The sequence below is a fragment of the Desulfosporosinus burensis genome (assembly GCF_054657535.1).
This window is the reverse complement of record NZ_BAAHYN010000006.1, coordinates 184,157-200,360: the sequence shown is the minus strand read 5'-3', so window position 1 is coordinate 200,360 and position 16,204 is coordinate 184,157. Positions and strand designations below refer to the sequence as shown.

Here is a 16,204-nt window from a genome sequence, read left to right as displayed (position 1 = left end):
GCCCTAGAAGAAATCTACAGCTTCAACTTCCCTGATAAATCCTAAATTAAAATCACAGTGCAACTCTAACTCGCTGTTGACATATGGTGTTCTCGCTTTTGCCAACAGTAATTTGCCGACTCCTTGGAACTGATCGAAATTTATTATTGTGCAACTGTCTTGGATAAGAGCCACAGTCTCGCTGTACTGATGGAGGAGGGGTGGCTTGACCATACGTGTTCCAGCTTCGTCCTTCTCCATATTATCCTTCTCAGCACTGGTCGGAGTTTGATGTACTACCAGACCAACAACACCGTACTGTCCGAATAACTGGCGAAGTCTCCGTGAAGTGTTGCTCATTGCGTCCCTGTTGGAACTGCCTTTACCTGTCTTATGAGCGATCAAATTGAAACCATCAAGAATCACCATCTTGATATCTGGGTTAGCTTGGAGATCAGCTTCTATTACTTCGAGTGAGAGACCCTTGTTTAAATCTTCCATCGTCTTCACCATATAGGGAGTCTCGTTGGTGTCATTGAATCCCTTGAGATAACTGAGGAATGTCTCTTCATTGTCCAAGTTTCCAGCCTTTAGAGCAGTGTTGTTGAAGTGACCAAAACAAGTATCAAGCCTGTCCAACTGCTGGCTCTTAGATAACTCAGGAGAGTAGTGTATGACTCCGAATCCTTCATTCCATCCCACGACACCGATCTGACTGGCGATCCACGATTTACCTCTGTTGGTGTAAGCGTTCAACAGTATGAAATCACCAAGTTCAAATCCACCACCGAGCCACTGAGTCAAAGAGCGATATGGAGTAGGGATATATTTGCCTGATCGGTTTTCTTTGCGATCCATATAGCTGTTAGCTCTTTCTTTTCCATTGACAGCAAAGTTAGTACCTAAACCACTATCAGATTCGACCATTTCCTTAATGTTGTTAGCCGACTCAGCCAGCCAGTTTACAAAATCTACACCTTGTAGCGTAGAGAACTTTTCTCCAGCCTGTTTCTGCAATAACTCAAACGCTTTTCTTTTGGCAGTGGCATTCTTAACGGACTTAATCATGTAGTTAAAATTGTCTTTGACATCAGGTGCATACTCGAAATTCTTACACTCAGCCACCACAGTTTCCATTGGAGGAACTTCGCCATACTGCTTGCTGTAGTTAATAAGGAATTTGTAGGTAGCAGACTGGGTATAAAAGTCCTCCGCAGTGATGTTCCCTTTGTAGAGAATGGAGATATTCTGTTCGTCTATAACCTTACTCAGCAACTTATTTTCCATTAGAATAATCCTCCATCTCTGTGATCCGTACCTTTTAGGAACACTTCATTACCGCACATTCCTTTTATCCTGCTGGCAATACGCTCACCCACATATTCATGTAATTCCTTGTAAGGCACGTTCGATGTAAAGAGTGTTGTAGCGTCTTCTGTGGCTCGGTAATCAATAATCTCATACAGTTCATTCATGAAACCCTCTGGACACCCACGTAGAGCAATGTCATCGACAACTAACAGGTCAACCTCTTTCATCCTCTGCTTGAACTTGTAGTACTTTACAGCACTGTCATTCTGCATGTCTGACGAACCTCTGAATTGGCTGTTGTAGATGTTCTGTAACTCTGCCAGTCTAATAAACAACACTGGATTGACTTCTATCTTCTTGTCACCTTTAAGGTGCTGTACACATCTGGCGATCAGATATTCGTTTAGGATAGTGATAGCAACCGTTGTCTTCCCTGTGCCTGTAGTGCCACTGAAGTAAATACCTCTGTTTGTTCGCTGAACTCTGTCAAGAACTTCGTCAATATAACGATTTACAGCAATGTGTACTTTTGGGTTATCCTTTTCGATTGGCAGATTCTCTCGGAAAGAAGCCTTATACTTCCTTGGGACGTTTGTAGTCTCCCAGAATCCACCTTTACCGTTAGTCCCATGCAGGAACACGTAAGGATAACAGGTGACATTACATTGATCTGTGTTGAATCGCTTACATGTTTTGCTTAACTTACAGTCCACTGAAATCAACCTCCTACTCTCCATTTCTCAACAGTCATGTAGGTGAGACTTTCAGTTTGTGACATAAAAAAAGAGGAAGCATTTCTGCTCCCCTGTGTTACCTGTTTGGAGTAGTATCATTTTAGTTAAGTCAGAAAACTCGTAATTCTGGTAAGAATAGGAAAAACGAAAGAAGGTAAATCCAGATGCGAGAATACGACAAAGACTTCAAACAAGAGGCCATCAAGTTGTCTTACGAATTAGGGACGACGGCTGCCTCAGAGAAACTGGGGATTCCAGTAACAACGCTATACTCATGGAAAAATCAATCAAAACGGTATGGAGAAGTAAGTTTTGTTGGCAGCGGACATAAACGTATTGACCCAAAAACAGCTGAAACCAAAGCAATGGAAAAGAAGATTAAAGACCTTGAAGCCGCCAATGATATTCTAAAAAGGGCCTTAGGTTTTTTCGCAGAGAGCCAAAAGAAATAGCTGCACGAGAGCTTTTTCATTGGATGTGGTTTCACAAAACTAAAGAGAAAACCAAGCACAGCATAAAAACCATGTGCAGAGTATTACTGGTTAGTGAAGCCGGATATTATAAGTGGTTAAAAAGGCAGTCCAAGCCTTACAAATACGAAGAACTTTTGGCTAAGATCCTTCAAATTCGTGCGGACAACCCGGACTATGGAGCATACAGGATTTATCTCCATTTAAAACTTTATCAAGGCTATACCGGTAGCTATTATGTAATCCTTAAGCTCTGTAAAATCAACCATCTTATGCTCAAGAAGAAACATCACTGTAGAGGAATAACCAAAGCAGATCTAGCCGCTCAAGCCAGTGCCAATCTCATCAAACAAGACTTTTCTGCAGTATCACCCAATCAAAAATGGCTTGGAGATGTCACAGAAATCCCAACGGCTGACGGAAAGCTTTATTTAGCCGCCGTATTGGATTGTTTCGATGGAAGTATCGTGGGATTTAAAATGGCAAATCACATGAGAGCCGAGCTATGTGTCGAAGCCTTTACCTCGGGTGTTAAGAGGTATCAAGCCTATGGGATGGTCTTTCATTCGGACAGGGGTAGTCAATACACAAGCGGGATCTACCGTCAAGCACTCGCCCAGCATGGTGCGAAACAGAGTATGAGCAGTACTGGTAAATGTTATGACAATGCCAGAATGGAGTCCTTTTTTGCCACATTAAAGAAAGAAAGCATCTATAAATTCAGAACCGAAACAATGAGTATGGAAAAGATTAAAAGCATAGTGTTTAGATTTATAGAAACCTATTACAATCGGAAACGAATTTACACTCCAAACGGAGGTTATCCGCCCCTAGTAATGCGTTCACAGTATTATCGAGAGCGTTTACCCCAAGCGGTGTAACAGTTAAGAGGCTTCGCCTCTTGAGTTTATCGCTTTTTGGTTCTCCTAAGGATAGAAATAAAGATACCAGGGTGATTAAATATATCCCCTGGCTATCCTTAGCAGAACTCTACCGGCCGCTCGTGTTGCTCTCCAGCATTTCACTATCCTGCCTGTAGATAAGAGCCAGTTATATTATAACCATAAATTGGTACTAAAATTACGAGTTTAGGGACTAAACCAAATTTGACAACTCCAGTTGACTATTCTTCTATAACCTGAATGTCTTTCTTAGAAGCCATAACAGCACTACCATTTTTAAACACAATTTTATACAGATGTTCAAAACCAACAACACCGTCACCTTTTGCAATAGTCCCGATAAGACCACTGAAATATCCAGTCTTCTTGTAACCCTTCTTGCCTACAATATCCACAGGGTCTACCTCCTTACAGCATTAAATCTTCATCAGTGTTTTCAAGTTCATCCCACTTGGACACTGCGGTCTTTGCCTTAACCCTGTCAGCACTGAGTTTTAAAGCTTGCCCACCCAGCCAGCTACAGATCGCTCCTATTGTTGGAGCAGGATACTGTGGTTGCTTCCAACGTTTGTCGAACTCATCAAACACAGTCTCTATCATTACCACGATCTGCTCATCAGTGTAATTGGGCAGTAGCGACTTCTTAATCATTCCCATTTCTCTACGGTAATCAGGCTTATAAGGGACATTATACTTCTCTTGATACTTTTCTCTAAACAGCTTCATAACCTCTGGAGAAGTCATCGGCTTGTTTGCAGTTTCTGCTGCTAGGACATTCTCTTCGTTCAGTTTAGGTATACGGTACATGGAGTACTTAGTTGAACCCTTACCGACCAGTTCCCTGTGTAATATTGGTGAGTCTCCGATTCTCTTCTTCAACAATGCATTGATAGCAGTGTTCGTAGTAGCTATTGCCATACCTGTTAAGACACTGAGAGTCTCCTGAGAAGGACTACATTCCCCACGGTCATCCATGAAGCTTGCTATCGCTACAAACATCTTGAACTCATTGCCAGATAGATTGCCGAGCAAAGCAGCCTTCAGAATCTCCATTGGAATTGTCAAGAATAACTCACTATCACCGTTTTCTTTAAGCTTGCGATCCAGAATAAAAATCTCATTACACATTTCTCTTTCCCCCTACAGTTTCTTTTGGTTTACAGTAATCATGTAGGGGATGTTTTATCTTTGTGACTTTTTCTATTTCAATTTTTATAACCCAAGTAATATTAAAGTAAATACATATAGTACTGTTAAATACTTTACTTACATATCAGATTTTATAATACAAATCCCTGTAAGCCTTGCTTTCACTGGATTTTCTGCCATATCAATTTTTATAATGGACTATTGCTGTAGAAAAAAAAAGAAGCACCAGCAGTTAAGCCAGTGCTATTAGTAAGAGAGGAGGAGATGATTGAGTAATGGAATGAGAAGTAAGTTACTGAGAGGTTAATTATCCTCTACACTTATTATGTAGGTAAAATCATACAGTTGTGACTTACCTATTGCTTATTTGCTAGTCTATTGCTATACTGCGTATAACGGATATCCGTAATAACAAATATACGAAGAGGTGGACAATGCAAGCAAGAAGTAGCTACGCACCGCAACCTGTAATCGAGATAAAAGATGTTGCATTATATCTCCGTAAATCCAGAGGGGAAGAAGAAGATTTAGAAAAACACAGAACTGATCTTGAAGATCTCTGTAAGATAAAAGGTTGGAGGTACACAGAATACTCAGAGATTGGAACTTCCGACAGCATTGACCTCCGTCCTAAAATGATTCAGTTACTGAAAGATATTGAGAATGATCTGTTTGACGCAGTAGTTGTCATGGATATGGACAGATTAAGCAGGGGTGACGGTGAGGAACAAGCAAGGATAAAGAATGTACTCCGCAGATCAGGTACTTTTATTGTAACTCCTAATAAAGTGTATGACTTAAATGATGATGGCGATGATATGTACTCTGACTTCGAAGGACTAATGGCAAGGGTTGAGTACAAGCAGATCAAGAAGCGGTTAAAAAGAGGTAAGAAGCAAGGAGCAAGAAGAGGTGACTGGACAAACGGTACTCCACCGTATCCATACGAATATCAGGAATGGTTTGACGAAAAAAACAAAGAAATGTACAGAAATGAAAAAGGTCTGGTAGTTAACAAAGAAAAGTATGAAATATATCGTTATATATTAGAGAAAGTTATTGTAGAAAATGTGCCAGCGGATCATGTCGCTTGGGAGTTAAATCGGCAGGGAAAACCTTCACCAAGGAACGGCAGATGGCACGGTAACACTATCCAGAGGATTCTGTTAGACGAAACACACTTAGGTAAAGTTATCTCTAACAAAAGTGCTGGTGATGGTCACAAAGTAAAAAGAAGCAAGGACAGTAAGGACGTTGTTTATTTTCCAAGAAGCGAATGGGTAATAGTGGATAACTGTCATGAAGCAGTAAAGACTGTAAAAGAGCATGAAAGAGTGCAAATGTTTTTCTCCAGAGTAATCCCAACCACACCAAGGAAACAAGGTAGTAGAATCTATCCCCTTTCTGGATTGCTGAAATGTGCAAAGTGTGGACACACCATGGTAGTCAGATATAGAGCAGATAGAAAACAGATAGGACAGATACTCCCCTGCTGGTACAGAGATCAATACGGTAATAAATGTGGCAACAGTGGAGGAAAGACAGACATTGTTCGCACAGTTATATTAGAGCAGTTAGCAGTATATGAAGAGGAATTAAGACAGTCTACGTCTGGTGATATTACCGACAATAAAAGCCTGTTAAGAGAGATCGACATGACCCTTACCGAAATATCCAAGTTAGAGCGTAAGCTCGTAAAGATTGATGATCTTGTAGAGGAAGAATACTACACACCAGCGGAAGCTAGGCAGAGAAAAGCTGATCTCAAAGTTTCTCTCGATCAAGCAGAAACAAAACTCAATCTCCTTCAAATAAAGCTGAACAACAGCAAAGAAATGACCGATATGGAACGTTTGAATATCATCGACAAATTCAAGGAACAGATGGCAAAAGGAAATCTTACTGATACAGAATTAAATGAACTGTATAAGTCCATAATATCCCACATTGTTTGGGATAGGAAAGATGACACTTATGTAATAGAAGTAAATTTTCTATAGGGACTTAAAGTAATTAAAGTTGCTCTGGGATATACTATCGGCATACTAACTGTAAAGGAGGTGTTGCCGATGACTGCTACTATAGTAATACCCAATAGATTATCCAAGGAAAAATCACCATATCTACTCCAACACGCAAACAACCCTGTAAACTGGTTTCCTTGGGGAGATGAAGCTTTTCAGAAAGCGAAGGCTGAGAACAAGCCTATTTTCCTATCTATTGGGTATTCCTAGTGGGTCACGAAGTTTACATGTCACTGATGGCATGTACGTTTCTTGAACCAATAATTACTTTATGAACATCAACTCATTGTTTCCTCGAACCACCCTCGCTTTCGACAAGAGAACGCATTACTGATTTAAAACCTCAGTTATAGATTCTAAAGTTCGAGAATATAAAAAGTCAATATCATTTTGATTAACAACATAAGGTGGCATAAAATAAATCACATTATCTAAAGGTCTAATTACAATACCTTTGTTTAGGCCTTTCTTATACACTTCATAACCTATGCGTTTTTGCGGTTCAAAACTCTGTTTTGTGTTTTTATCCATAACCAGCTCAATAGCTCCAACCATTCCTATCTGTCTATACTCACCGATATTTTTACTCTCAGAGAAATAGGTATTTGCACACTCTAACATGTACTTTGCGGTAAATTTGTTCTTTGCAACTATATCCTCAGTTTCAAAAATGCTTAGTGACTCATTTGCAACTGCACAAGATATCGGATTGCCAGTATAACTATGGCTGTGCATGAATGCCTTGTGCTCTAAATAATCACCATAGAAGGTCTCATATATTTTATCTGAAGTTAAGGTTAGGGCAAGTGGAAGATACCCTGCTGTAATCCCCTTTGATAGGCACATGATGTCCGGTGAAATTCCTGCATGCTCACAGGCAAACATTTTACCTGTTCTCCCAAAACCAACAGCTATTTCATCTGCAATTAGATGTATATCATATTCATCACATAATTTTCTTAACCTTTTTAGATAAGCAGGTGGATACATTTTCATACCGGCAGCACACTGTATCAATGGTTCTATAATAACAGCACACAGTTCTTCATGATGCAATATAATATCCTTTTCCATGTTCGCAAAACACTCAAAATTGCAATTATCTCTACATTTACCATATACACATCGGTAACAATCAGGGCTTTCAAGACGTAATGTATTGAGCAAAAGTGGATTAAAAACGTTGCTATATAAATCAAGATCTCCTACTGACAAAGCACCTAAAGTCTCACCATGATATGCGTTTTGCAATGCCGCAAACCGTTGTTTTTTTATTTTTCCCGTTTGTTGATGATACTGAAAGCTCATTTTTAATGCAACTTCGATAGCAGACGAACCATTATCTGAAAAGAAAACTTTATCTAATCCATCAGGAGTAATATTCACTATTTTTTCTGCAAGCTGAATAGCAGGTTCATGGGTAAAATTTGCAAAAATAACGTGTTCCAGTTTTTCTATTTGTTCGTTAATTGCTCTATTTATCCTGTTGTTTGAGTGGCCAAAAAGATTTACCCACCAAGAGGATACAGCATCTAGATATCTCTTCCCGTTTATATCGAAGATATAAGCACCCTTTCCGTTTTTTATAACGATTGGTTTAAGTTCTTCATAGTCCTTCATTTGAGAGCATGGATGCCAAATATATTTAAGGTCTTTTTCCACAAGATTCATATACTCAAATCTCCTTTCAAATCTCCTTATATAAGCTGCACAGCATATCATTTTGCACATTCAGCCTTTTTGCACCTTTCTCTACCATTGCAATCACCTCGATGCCAGTCAACCTTTCTATAATCTGTTTGTTATCCCTGTGCATAAAGCTTTTGTCGTCATAATTATTAAGAATAATTCCTCTAATGCAAATACCCTGTTGTTTTACATATTCAACTGTCAAAACAGTATGATTTATTGTTCCGAGTTCTGCTGAAGCAACTATAAGCACTTCAAGCCCTAGTTTTTTAATAATATCAGTCAGCATTATCACTTCACCATCTAACCGTATTGGACATATAATGCCACCGCTTCCCTCAACCGTTATATACTCAAATTCTGATTTAATCCGATTAAAATGACTATAAATAGTATTAAGTTCAATAGTAACGTTTTCAAGTTCTGCCGCTAAATGTGGTGAGACAGGAGTTTTTAAAATGTAGGAAACATAATCATTCGGTTCTTTTTCAATTTTTGCACAATCAAACACAAGTTTGGCATCACCAGCAATAATCTTTTCGTTGATTATTTCTGCTCCGCTAAGTACCGCTTTATAGTACCCTGCATTTATTCCATGATCACATAAAGCTTTTGTAATTAATGCAGTAATGTAGGTTTTACCAACATCTGTACCTGTTGCAGTGATAAATATTCCTTTACTCATAGCATTTGCACCTTATACCCGCAGCCACTTATTATTTCTTTATCTTCTTTAATAGATATACCGCTTGTAGTAAGCATATCACCCGTGATAGCAGCATTAGCTCCAGATAAGAAGGCTCTCTTACCTTTGTCAGCAAGCAACCCCCTGCCTCCTGCAAGGCGAATTGCGCCATCAGGAATGATAAACCTGAAAATAGCAATTGTTCTTAGTACCTCTTCGTCGGAAAGCTTTGGGTTATGCTCCAAAGGAGTACCTTCAATAGGGTTTAGAATATTAACAGGTATGGACCTAATGCCAAGCTCTCTTAAATCCATCACCATATCCAATCTATCCTCAAATTCTTCTCCAAGCCCCAAAATACCACCGCTACAAATTTCAAATCCTACCTGTTGAGCATTTTTAATTGCCGTTATTTTGTCATCATACGTATGCGTAGTGCAGATATTTGGGAAAAATCTTCTTGATGTCTCAAGATTACAATGATATCTTGTAACCCCTGCTTTTTTAAGCAGTTTGAACTGCTCATAGGTTAATAAGCCATGAGAAGCACATAACGATATGTTACATTTTTCTTTAATTGACTTGTATGTATCGCAAATATCCAAAATCTCATTATTATCCAAACCACGTCCAGATGTAACAACTGAGAAGCGAAGCACGCCTTTTTGGTAATTGGTTAAAGCACTGTCTAAAATCTCCTCTCCACAAAGTAGTGAATACTCCTCGACACAAGCTTTAAAATGTACTGACTGGGCGCAATATTTACAGTTCTCTGAACAATTCCCACTTTTTCCATTAATTATTGTGCATATATCAAAAGCGTTTTTACATAAAACTTGTCTAATCTCATTAGCCAACGCTAACAGTTCATCAAGGGGCCAATCATAAAGTAATAGAGCCTCTTCCTTTGTTATTCTGTAACCATTAATAATATTATTTTTTAGTTTTTTAATATAAGACATCTACAAACACCACCAATATTCCTTAAAATTTATTTAGATATTCACTTATATATCTCTCTGCCCCCAGCCAAATAAACACTGATAGGTGGCAAACACCCCCTGCTCATTAATAAACATCGAATCATAGCTCTTCATGAGAGAAAAAATGCCAGAACCTATCCCCTGTACAACCAGTTCCCTAACAAGGTAATTATTAGCCCCAATCTTTTTTAAAGCTCTTAAAAATTCGCGGCACGAACTAAAATATTCTTGTTTTGTGACTTCTTCTACACTAACAAACTTAAATCCAGTTCTAATTAAGTAGTCATGAAGGCATTTGCCTTCAATAAATGGTTCCCTTTTTGTGTGCCCTTCACGGCAACTTAGCTCATGTTGGGTATTAACCTTTGAGCTATTATTCAAGCAAACATATAATTCCTTAAAGGTTCCGGCGCCAAGCGTGCTAAAAATCAGATAACCATCGGTATTTAACAATGCATAGTACTGAGCTAAGGGCTTGGCATAGTCGGTAAACCACTGAAAAACTACATTGGATACAATTAAGTCAAAGGATGGGGCGCCTAGTGATTCGTTACCTATTTGCAGCTTTTCCCCATCAGCTATTAAATAGCTAATATTGGCAAAACCCGATAACTTATCTTTAGCTAAATCGATCATTTCCGGAGCAATGTCAACCGCTGTAATTAGGGCTTTTGGGTATTCTCTGGCAAGGAGTTCTGTAAAAAAACCAGTACCACAGCCGATCTCTAATATGGTCTGAAAGCGACGCTCCGTGCTCTTGATCTTAGCAAGGAGTTCCCTAGCCATCTCCTTCTGAACTATAGCATAATCGTCATAAGTAGCTGCACTTTGACCAAAGTTTTTTTGCACCTGCAGTTTATTTACCATCATAGAACAGATAACCACTCCTCTAGAGTTTGATGAAAATTTCTAAATTCAGTTAAGAACGGGATGTGTCCTACTCCGGGGAAACTGACTAATTGAGCACAGGGTAACTGCCGTTCAATAAAATTAGCGCCCTCTAAGGGACAAAGGTTATCCTCTTCACCATGAAGCAACAAAGTAGGACAAGTAATATTGGGCAAATATGCCCTGACATCAGCTTCCATCAGAAAATCTAAACCAGACTGGGCTTCGAGAAGATCCCATATCCGTCCATGGCAGAGGTAATTGTCTATAATTTTGTCATCCAATTCCCGAGCCTGCTCCTTAGAACTAAACATCAGCTTGTAAAAGTCATTCAAAGTTCTCTCCGGATTTTTACTCAGTCGTTTTTTCATTTTTGTTACCAATACTGAAGGAATACCTCCCTGATAAAGCTCCATCAAACGTACCCTGTGGTACTTAGCATATTCTCCATACTTCATAGAGTTATTTATTGAATACGCATTCTTTATGGAATCCCCGTTATTTTTATTATCTGTATCCACTTCGAGAAAGGTTCCGCTACCCAAAACCTCCTGTGTCTGCGTTTCTGCTAGAAATTTACTCGTTCCACTGACTAATACCAATCCCTGTACTTTATGTAGAAGGTAACTTGCCACCTGGATGGCAACAAGGGACCCCATAGACCAACCTACCAAAACTACTCTAGTCAGACCCTTTTGCTCAATCAACTCAATCACAGCATCTCGATAACTATGCATATTTTTTATTGAAGGCAAGTTAATAGTATACAAGCGATATTTTTGTTCTAGGTAGTTTTTGGTCTCCTGCCAGATACTTTCATCACAGGCCCAGCCATGAATAAGTACGATATTATTTATCTCCGTTCACTTCCCTCTTAAATTATCCCCAGTTCCCGACCGATAAGCTTTATCTGTTCCACTGCCCAAGCCAAATCTTCTCTGCTGTGAGTGGCCATAATAGTCAAACGTAAGCGGGCTGCCTTGGGTGGTACCGTTGGCGGCCTGATAGCCACTGCTAAGATATTTACATCAAAAAGGCGGCTACTAAACTCCAGAGTTACTTCATTATCCCCTACTAAGATAGGAATAATCTGGCTTTCACTGTTTAACAAATTGAATCCTGCCTTGGCTAGTTCTCCCCTCACCCAGGAAGCTTTAGCCAAAACATCTTTTTGCCGCCAATTCTCCAGTTGTACTACCTGAATGGCCGCTTGGATACTGGCCACGACGGCTGGTGGGAGACCCGTGGTAAAAATAAAGCTGCGAGCTTTATTACACAGATAGTCTATTAATACTTTCCGCCCAGCTACATAGGCACCGGAACAGCCGAAAGCCTTACCCAATGTACCCATGTTAATTTCTACCCGATCAGAAACCCCGTAGAAATCCGCTAATCCCCGGCCGTTTTCTCCAAAGACTCCACTCCCATGGGCTTCATCTATCATCAAAACCGCTCTGTACTTTTCCTTTAATTCTACTATTGCAGGAAGGGGAGCAAGGTCTCCGTCCATACTAAAGACACTGTCAGTGACAATCAATTTACGACTGTAACCCTCCGCCTTTTGCATACACCGCTCCAAATCTGCCATATCTTTATGCTTATAGCGCAGAATTTCTGCCCCACTCAGGCGGGCACCGTCAATAATACTGGCATGGTTGAGTTTATCACTGATGATTATATCTCCTCTGCCTACCAGAGCCGTAATTATTCCCACATTAGCCGCATATCCGGAGTTAAATATCAGAGCTGCTTCAGTGTTTTTAAACCGGGCTAAGTCTCTTTCCACCTGATCATACAACTCGTAGTTTCCCACTATCAGGCGTGCCGCAGTAGCACTACAGCCCGATTGTTGAATCGCTTGAATGGCTGCTCTTTTCAACATAGGATGATCAGCAATGCCCAGATAATTATTGCTGCTAAGATTTAATAGCTTTTTTCCCTTGATCTCCACCCATTCGGTCGATGCCCCATGTACAATTTTCATCTCTCGGAAAAGATGCTGTTCATCTAATTTATGCAACGCATTTTCCAGATTCGTGTAAAAATTTTTCATCCACTCTGCCCCTTTTTATTGATACTTAGCTTCTAATTCCTTCATAAATATATATTTACGCATTACTATTGTAAACTAGTTATAATATTTTGGTTTACAATAAATATATATTCTATCCAAATAATTGTCAACTTAATGATATTATCTGAGGTATCTCCCTCTGCCAATCCCAGCGATCTCTCCCCACTAAACCTACGACCCTCTCTTCTCCAATCAACGACCTCTCCTCACAGGACGATCAGAGGTCAACGTCCGAAGCGTTTCAAACTTGGGGCAAAGAGGTTATCTCTAACGCTTATGAGATCTTAGCCCACAGCTTTGATGCATTCAGAGCCCTTCTACAAAACTCCTAAGAACATAAAATAAACCTGCCATTTGGCAGGCTTATTTTAATTCTTAGCCTTAATGATCTATTACTAAATCATTATTCATCTACTTGTGAACAATTTCACCATCAAGCCTCATTTATAAATACCTGTAAAAATACTTATCGATTATCCACCGCGACGATCATCAGAGACGGATATTCTGCCAAATTATAATCGATGGGTAACGGCAGCGTTTTCTCATTTTCGTAAAAAACTCTCACAAAGGGACGATTCGGAAAAGCACTATTTTGTTTTACAACATTCCCTCTTTGACCATTACTCAAGAGAATACCAGACCCAGAGGGATAAACGGATATATGCTTTTTAAAGATTTCAATGATTCGCGGTTCAAAATGTGTATTCCCTTGGGAAACAATATATTCATAGGCCTCATTCGGCTCAATAGCCTTCCGATAAACTCGTTTACTTGTCAGAGCTTCATATACATCTGCTACAGCCGCTAATCTGCCGTACTCATGAATTTTATTTCCTTTGAGCCCCCTAGGATAACCATTCCCATCCCATTTTTCTTGGTGCTGAAAAGCAACATGAGCAGATAGTAAACTGAAGTCGTGGTTCTTACGAAGAATCTCAAACCCATTTGTTGTGTGCTTTTTGATTTCCCCAAATTCTTCTTCTGTTAGCGGCGTCTTCTTATTTAGAATTTGCGCTGGGATCATGATCTTTCCTATATCATGCATGAGAACACCCATACCCAGTTCTATCAACTTCTGTTCAGAATATTCAGAAGCGATTCCCAAGACGAGTGAAATGATGGTAGTGTTAACTGAATGGTGAAACGTGTAATCGTCATATCCTTGTATCTCCGATAAGTTTCCCAGAATATCAGTGCTATACAATAGATCATTGATCATTTCTTGGACAGTCGAGCGGACGTTTGTCACAACCAAAGAACTTTGCAAACCACTTTCAATGTAATTGCTCACATTTTGAATTGTCTTATACGCTACCTCACGAGTTTGACCTGTAATTGCTAAATGAAATTCTACGTCATCCAGTCGATCGTCCTGAATAAATAAGACATCATAACCCATACTTATTAATCGGTCAATATATGAAGCAGTCACGCGTATTCCAGACTGTAATAAAACCCTACCAGAAGAGTTAATCACTGGACGTGCAAGAATAGATCCTTCCTGGACATAACGAGTATTTACCAAACGCATTGATCTCTCACCCTATCCAAAATTCGTCGCATTTACCTCTAAACGATTCAGTTCGCCAAAATTCCCTAAAAACCTTCAGTAATTAAGCAGTCTTAAAAACTTTTCCCTTTAGTCCTATAATACTACCTCGCAATCATTTGCATATCTTTAGAATGCAACTTTTCTTATTAAATGCCCTTAGTTTTTAGAAACAATTTAAAATTTAAGAACTTTTAAACCCGCTAAAAGAACTAAGGTTATCCCAACTGGAACAATAAATCTGACTAAGAACAGATATACCCCGGCTAAACCCATATTTTTAATTTGACCATTATTTGAGATTTCTTGATAAACCTCGTCCTGGCCCCACTGCCAGCCCACAAATAAAGCAATAAAGATGCCCCCTAGGGGAAGAAGTACATTAGACGTCGTGAAGTCATAGAAATCAAAGAAATTCATAGAAAAGACTGTGACATTAGCCAAGATGCTGTTAGAAAGAGTCGCCGTCGATCCTAGTAGACCTATACCAAAAATAGTTAACAAGGTGGCATTTCGCCTTGACCAATGGTACTGCTCTGTTAGATAGGCAACCGGAACTTCCAGTAAAGATAACATGGCTCCGGTAGCAGCTATTGCCGTTAAGACAAAAAACAAGACCATAAAGACACTGCCAAAGGGCATGGAACTAAAGACCGTGGGAATGGTGATAAACAGCAACGGTGGTCCCGCATTCGGTTCAAACCCAAACGCAAAGACAGCCGGGAAAATCGCAATACCCGCCATTAGAGAAACTAACGTATCCGCCAAAGCCACCTTTAGCGCCATTTTGGGAAGGTTTTCATTCTCACCCACATAACTACCGTAGGTGATCATGGCACCCATTCCAACACTCAGCTTGAAAAAAGCTAAGCCCAAGGCAGCTAAAACCACACTAACGGTTATCTTTGAAAAATCAGGTTTAAATAAGAAGGAGAGTCCCTCTGCCGCGCCCGGGAGTGTCAAAGATCGGATATCTATAACTATGAGCAGGATAAAGAGTAGTGGCATCAGTACTTTTGTTACCCGTTCAATTCCTTTGGTCACCCCAGCCATAATGATGGTTCCAGTCACAAGTAAGACAAACACTTGCCAAAACAAGGGTTCCCCTACTCCAGACACAAGTGTTTTAAAGACAAGGGATGTTTCTTCTGGTTCGGTTGAAAGGAGTGTCCCGCCAGCCGCTTTAAAGATATAAGCATAAACCCATCCAGCTACTGATGTGTAGAAGGCCATAATCAAGAAGGCGCTTAACACTCCTGCACTTCCCACTAAGTACCAAGGTTTTCTTGGTTGCAAAGCTTTGAAAGCCCCAACTGCATTTGCTTTCGTGTGACGACCAATCAAATGTTCAGATAACATTACTGGCAAACCCATCACTGCGAGACACAATAAATAGACCAATATGAAAGCGGCACCGCCATTTGCCCCTGTGACATAAGGGAATTTCCATATGTTACCCAATCCAACCGCAGAACCGAGCACTGCCGCGATGACACCAATACTACTTGAAAAACCTTCACGTTTTTTCGGAGTTTCTTGTTTCATACATGTTCACTTCATTTCTATCATTTTTTGGATTTCTCTAGTATTTTTTATTATTTCACTTATATTATTTTTATTTTTCTTACTTACCTCAGCCAGTCGCTTTGAATTTTAAGTTGACTTCTACAAGGATACTGATAATAATACTTATTTACAACCAACTACACCTCCTAGTAGCTTCCTTTGCTTTTTATGCCAAACCAAAAAAGCCCTTTCTCATTA

General features: G+C 39.7%; 16 protein-coding genes. 4 read left to right on the top strand and 12 right to left on the bottom strand.

Annotated elements, in window-relative coordinates:
- Positions 1 to 3 precede the first annotated feature (3 nt).
- Together ACYQ3Q_RS12425 and ACYQ3Q_RS12420 are read right to left on the bottom strand one after the other, a co-directional pair.
- Positions 4 to 1,266: a DnaB-like helicase C-terminal domain-containing protein gene (locus ACYQ3Q_RS12425; RefSeq protein ID WP_459928851.1), complete on the bottom strand. Its 1,263-nt coding sequence runs from the start codon at positions 1,264 to 1,266 to the stop codon at positions 4 to 6.
- Positions 1,266 to 2,003, bottom strand: coding sequence for a P-loop NTPase family protein (locus tag ACYQ3Q_RS12420; protein WP_459928850.1), 738 nt, complete (start codon positions 2,001 to 2,003; stop codon positions 1,266 to 1,268). Before ACYQ3Q_RS12420 ends, ACYQ3Q_RS12425 begins: the two co-directional genes overlap by 1 nt.
- Before the next feature lie 185 nt (positions 2,004 to 2,188).
- Here ACYQ3Q_RS12420 and ACYQ3Q_RS12415 point away from each other — a divergent pair, with 185 nt between their 5' ends.
- Positions 2,189 to 2,476, top strand: a complete 288-nt coding sequence (locus tag ACYQ3Q_RS12415) for a transposase (protein WP_459927235.1) — start codon at positions 2,189 to 2,191, stop codon at positions 2,474 to 2,476.
- 23 nt (positions 2,477 to 2,499) lie between these two features.
- Positions 2,500 to 3,375 carry an IS3 family transposase gene (locus ACYQ3Q_RS12410; RefSeq protein ID WP_459927236.1) on the top strand — a complete coding sequence of 292 codons (876 nt, stop codon included), beginning with the start codon at positions 2,500 to 2,502 and terminating at the stop codon, positions 3,373 to 3,375.
- A gap of 242 nt (positions 3,376 to 3,617) precedes the next feature.
- Here ACYQ3Q_RS12410 and ACYQ3Q_RS12405 read toward each other — a convergent pair whose 3' ends face one another.
- Together ACYQ3Q_RS12405 and ACYQ3Q_RS12400 are read right to left on the bottom strand one after the other, a co-directional pair.
- Positions 3,618 to 3,791, bottom strand: coding sequence for a hypothetical protein (locus tag ACYQ3Q_RS12405; RefSeq protein ID WP_459928849.1), 174 nt, complete (start codon positions 3,789 to 3,791; stop codon positions 3,618 to 3,620).
- A 13-nt stretch (positions 3,792 to 3,804) separates the two neighbouring features.
- A complete protein-coding gene (locus tag ACYQ3Q_RS12400) occupies positions 3,805 to 4,524 on the bottom strand; it encodes a helix-turn-helix domain-containing protein (protein WP_459928848.1) in 720 nt (239 codons plus the stop codon).
- A gap of 455 nt (positions 4,525 to 4,979) precedes the next feature.
- On the opposite strand from ACYQ3Q_RS12400, the gene ACYQ3Q_RS12395 reads away from it, so the two are divergent.
- Both ACYQ3Q_RS12395 and ACYQ3Q_RS12390 read left to right on the top strand, forming a co-directional pair.
- Complete coding sequence (locus ACYQ3Q_RS12395; protein WP_459928847.1) at positions 4,980 to 6,545, top strand: recombinase family protein; 1,566 nt, start codon at positions 4,980 to 4,982, stop codon at positions 6,543 to 6,545.
- A 69-nt stretch (positions 6,546 to 6,614) separates the two neighbouring features.
- Positions 6,615 to 6,779, top strand: a complete 165-nt coding sequence (locus ACYQ3Q_RS12390) for a DUF255 domain-containing protein (RefSeq protein ID WP_459928846.1) — start codon at positions 6,615 to 6,617, stop codon at positions 6,777 to 6,779.
- Positions 6,780 to 6,896: 117 nt separating this feature from the next.
- Here the strand turns inward: ACYQ3Q_RS12390 and bioA are convergent, their stop codons facing one another.
- From bioA to ACYQ3Q_RS12350, 8 genes are all read right to left on the bottom strand, one after another.
- A complete protein-coding gene (gene bioA / locus ACYQ3Q_RS12385) occupies positions 6,897 to 8,240 on the bottom strand; it encodes an adenosylmethionine--8-amino-7-oxononanoate transaminase (RefSeq protein ID WP_459928845.1) in 1,344 nt (447 codons plus the stop codon).
- A 16-nt stretch (positions 8,241 to 8,256) separates the two neighbouring features.
- Positions 8,257 to 8,943, bottom strand: a complete 687-nt coding sequence (gene bioD, locus ACYQ3Q_RS12380; RefSeq protein ID WP_459928844.1) for a dethiobiotin synthase — start codon at positions 8,941 to 8,943, stop codon at positions 8,257 to 8,259.
- Positions 8,940 to 9,905: a biotin synthase BioB gene (gene bioB / locus ACYQ3Q_RS12375; RefSeq protein ID WP_045573204.1), complete on the bottom strand. Its 966-nt coding sequence runs from the start codon at positions 9,903 to 9,905 to the stop codon at positions 8,940 to 8,942. The genes bioD and bioB overlap by 4 nt, the downstream gene beginning before the upstream one ends.
- A 45-nt stretch (positions 9,906 to 9,950) precedes the next feature.
- A complete protein-coding gene (gene bioC / locus ACYQ3Q_RS12370) occupies positions 9,951 to 10,796 on the bottom strand; it encodes a malonyl-ACP O-methyltransferase BioC (RefSeq protein ID WP_459928843.1) in 846 nt (281 codons plus the stop codon).
- Positions 10,793 to 11,653, bottom strand: a complete 861-nt coding sequence (locus ACYQ3Q_RS12365; RefSeq protein WP_459929035.1) for an alpha/beta fold hydrolase — start codon at positions 11,651 to 11,653, stop codon at positions 10,793 to 10,795. Before ACYQ3Q_RS12365 ends, bioC begins: the two co-directional genes overlap by 4 nt.
- Before the next feature lie 35 nt (positions 11,654 to 11,688).
- Complete coding sequence (bioF, locus tag ACYQ3Q_RS12360) at positions 11,689 to 12,867, bottom strand: 8-amino-7-oxononanoate synthase (RefSeq protein ID WP_459928842.1); 1,179 nt, start codon at positions 12,865 to 12,867, stop codon at positions 11,689 to 11,691.
- Positions 12,868 to 13,354: 487 nt separating this feature from the next.
- The gene (locus tag ACYQ3Q_RS12355) at positions 13,355 to 14,422 is read right to left on the bottom strand and encodes an HD-GYP domain-containing protein (RefSeq protein WP_459928841.1); all 1,068 of its coding nucleotides are present in this window, start codon (positions 14,420 to 14,422) and stop codon (positions 13,355 to 13,357) included.
- Positions 14,423 to 14,617: 195 nt separating this feature from the next.
- Positions 14,618 to 15,985 carry a sodium-dependent transporter gene (locus tag ACYQ3Q_RS12350; protein ID WP_459928840.1) on the bottom strand — a complete coding sequence of 456 codons (1,368 nt, stop codon included), beginning with the start codon at positions 15,983 to 15,985 and terminating at the stop codon, positions 14,618 to 14,620.
- Positions 15,986 to 16,204: the final 219 nt, after the last annotated feature.

Coding starts and splice junctions, on each gene's coding strand:
- ACYQ3Q_RS12425 (WP_459928851.1), bottom strand. CDS start 1,266: ATGGAAAATAAGTTGCTGAGTAAGGTTATAGACGAACAGAATATCTCC.
- ACYQ3Q_RS12415 (WP_459927235.1), top strand. CDS start 2,189: ATGCGAGAATACGACAAAGACTTCAAACAAGAGGCCATCAAGTTGTCT.
- ACYQ3Q_RS12410 (WP_459927236.1), top strand. CDS start 2,500: ATGTGGTTTCACAAAACTAAAGAGAAAACCAAGCACAGCATAAAAACC.
- ACYQ3Q_RS12400 (WP_459928848.1), bottom strand. CDS start 4,524: ATGTGTAATGAGATTTTTATTCTGGATCGCAAGCTTAAAGAAAACGGT.
- ACYQ3Q_RS12395 (WP_459928847.1), top strand. CDS start 4,980: ATGCAAGCAAGAAGTAGCTACGCACCGCAACCTGTAATCGAGATAAAA.
- ACYQ3Q_RS12390 (WP_459928846.1), top strand. CDS start 6,615: ATGACTGCTACTATAGTAATACCCAATAGATTATCCAAGGAAAAATCA.
- bioA (WP_459928845.1), bottom strand. CDS start 8,240: ATGAATCTTGTGGAAAAAGACCTTAAATATATTTGGCATCCATGCTCT.
- bioD (WP_459928844.1), bottom strand. CDS start 8,943: ATGAGTAAAGGAATATTTATCACTGCAACAGGTACAGATGTTGGTAAA.
- bioB (WP_045573204.1), bottom strand. CDS start 9,905: ATGTCTTATATTAAAAAACTAAAAAATAATATTATTAATGGTTACAGA.
- bioC (WP_459928843.1), bottom strand. CDS start 10,796: ATGATGGTAAATAAACTGCAGGTGCAAAAAAACTTTGGTCAAAGTGCA.
- bioF (WP_459928842.1), bottom strand. CDS start 12,867: ATGAAAAATTTTTACACGAATCTGGAAAATGCGTTGCATAAATTAGAT.
- ACYQ3Q_RS12355 (WP_459928841.1), bottom strand. CDS start 14,422: ATGCGTTTGGTAAATACTCGTTATGTCCAGGAAGGATCTATTCTTGCA.
- ACYQ3Q_RS12350 (WP_459928840.1), bottom strand. CDS start 15,985: ATGAAACAAGAAACTCCGAAAAAACGTGAAGGTTTTTCAAGTAGTATT.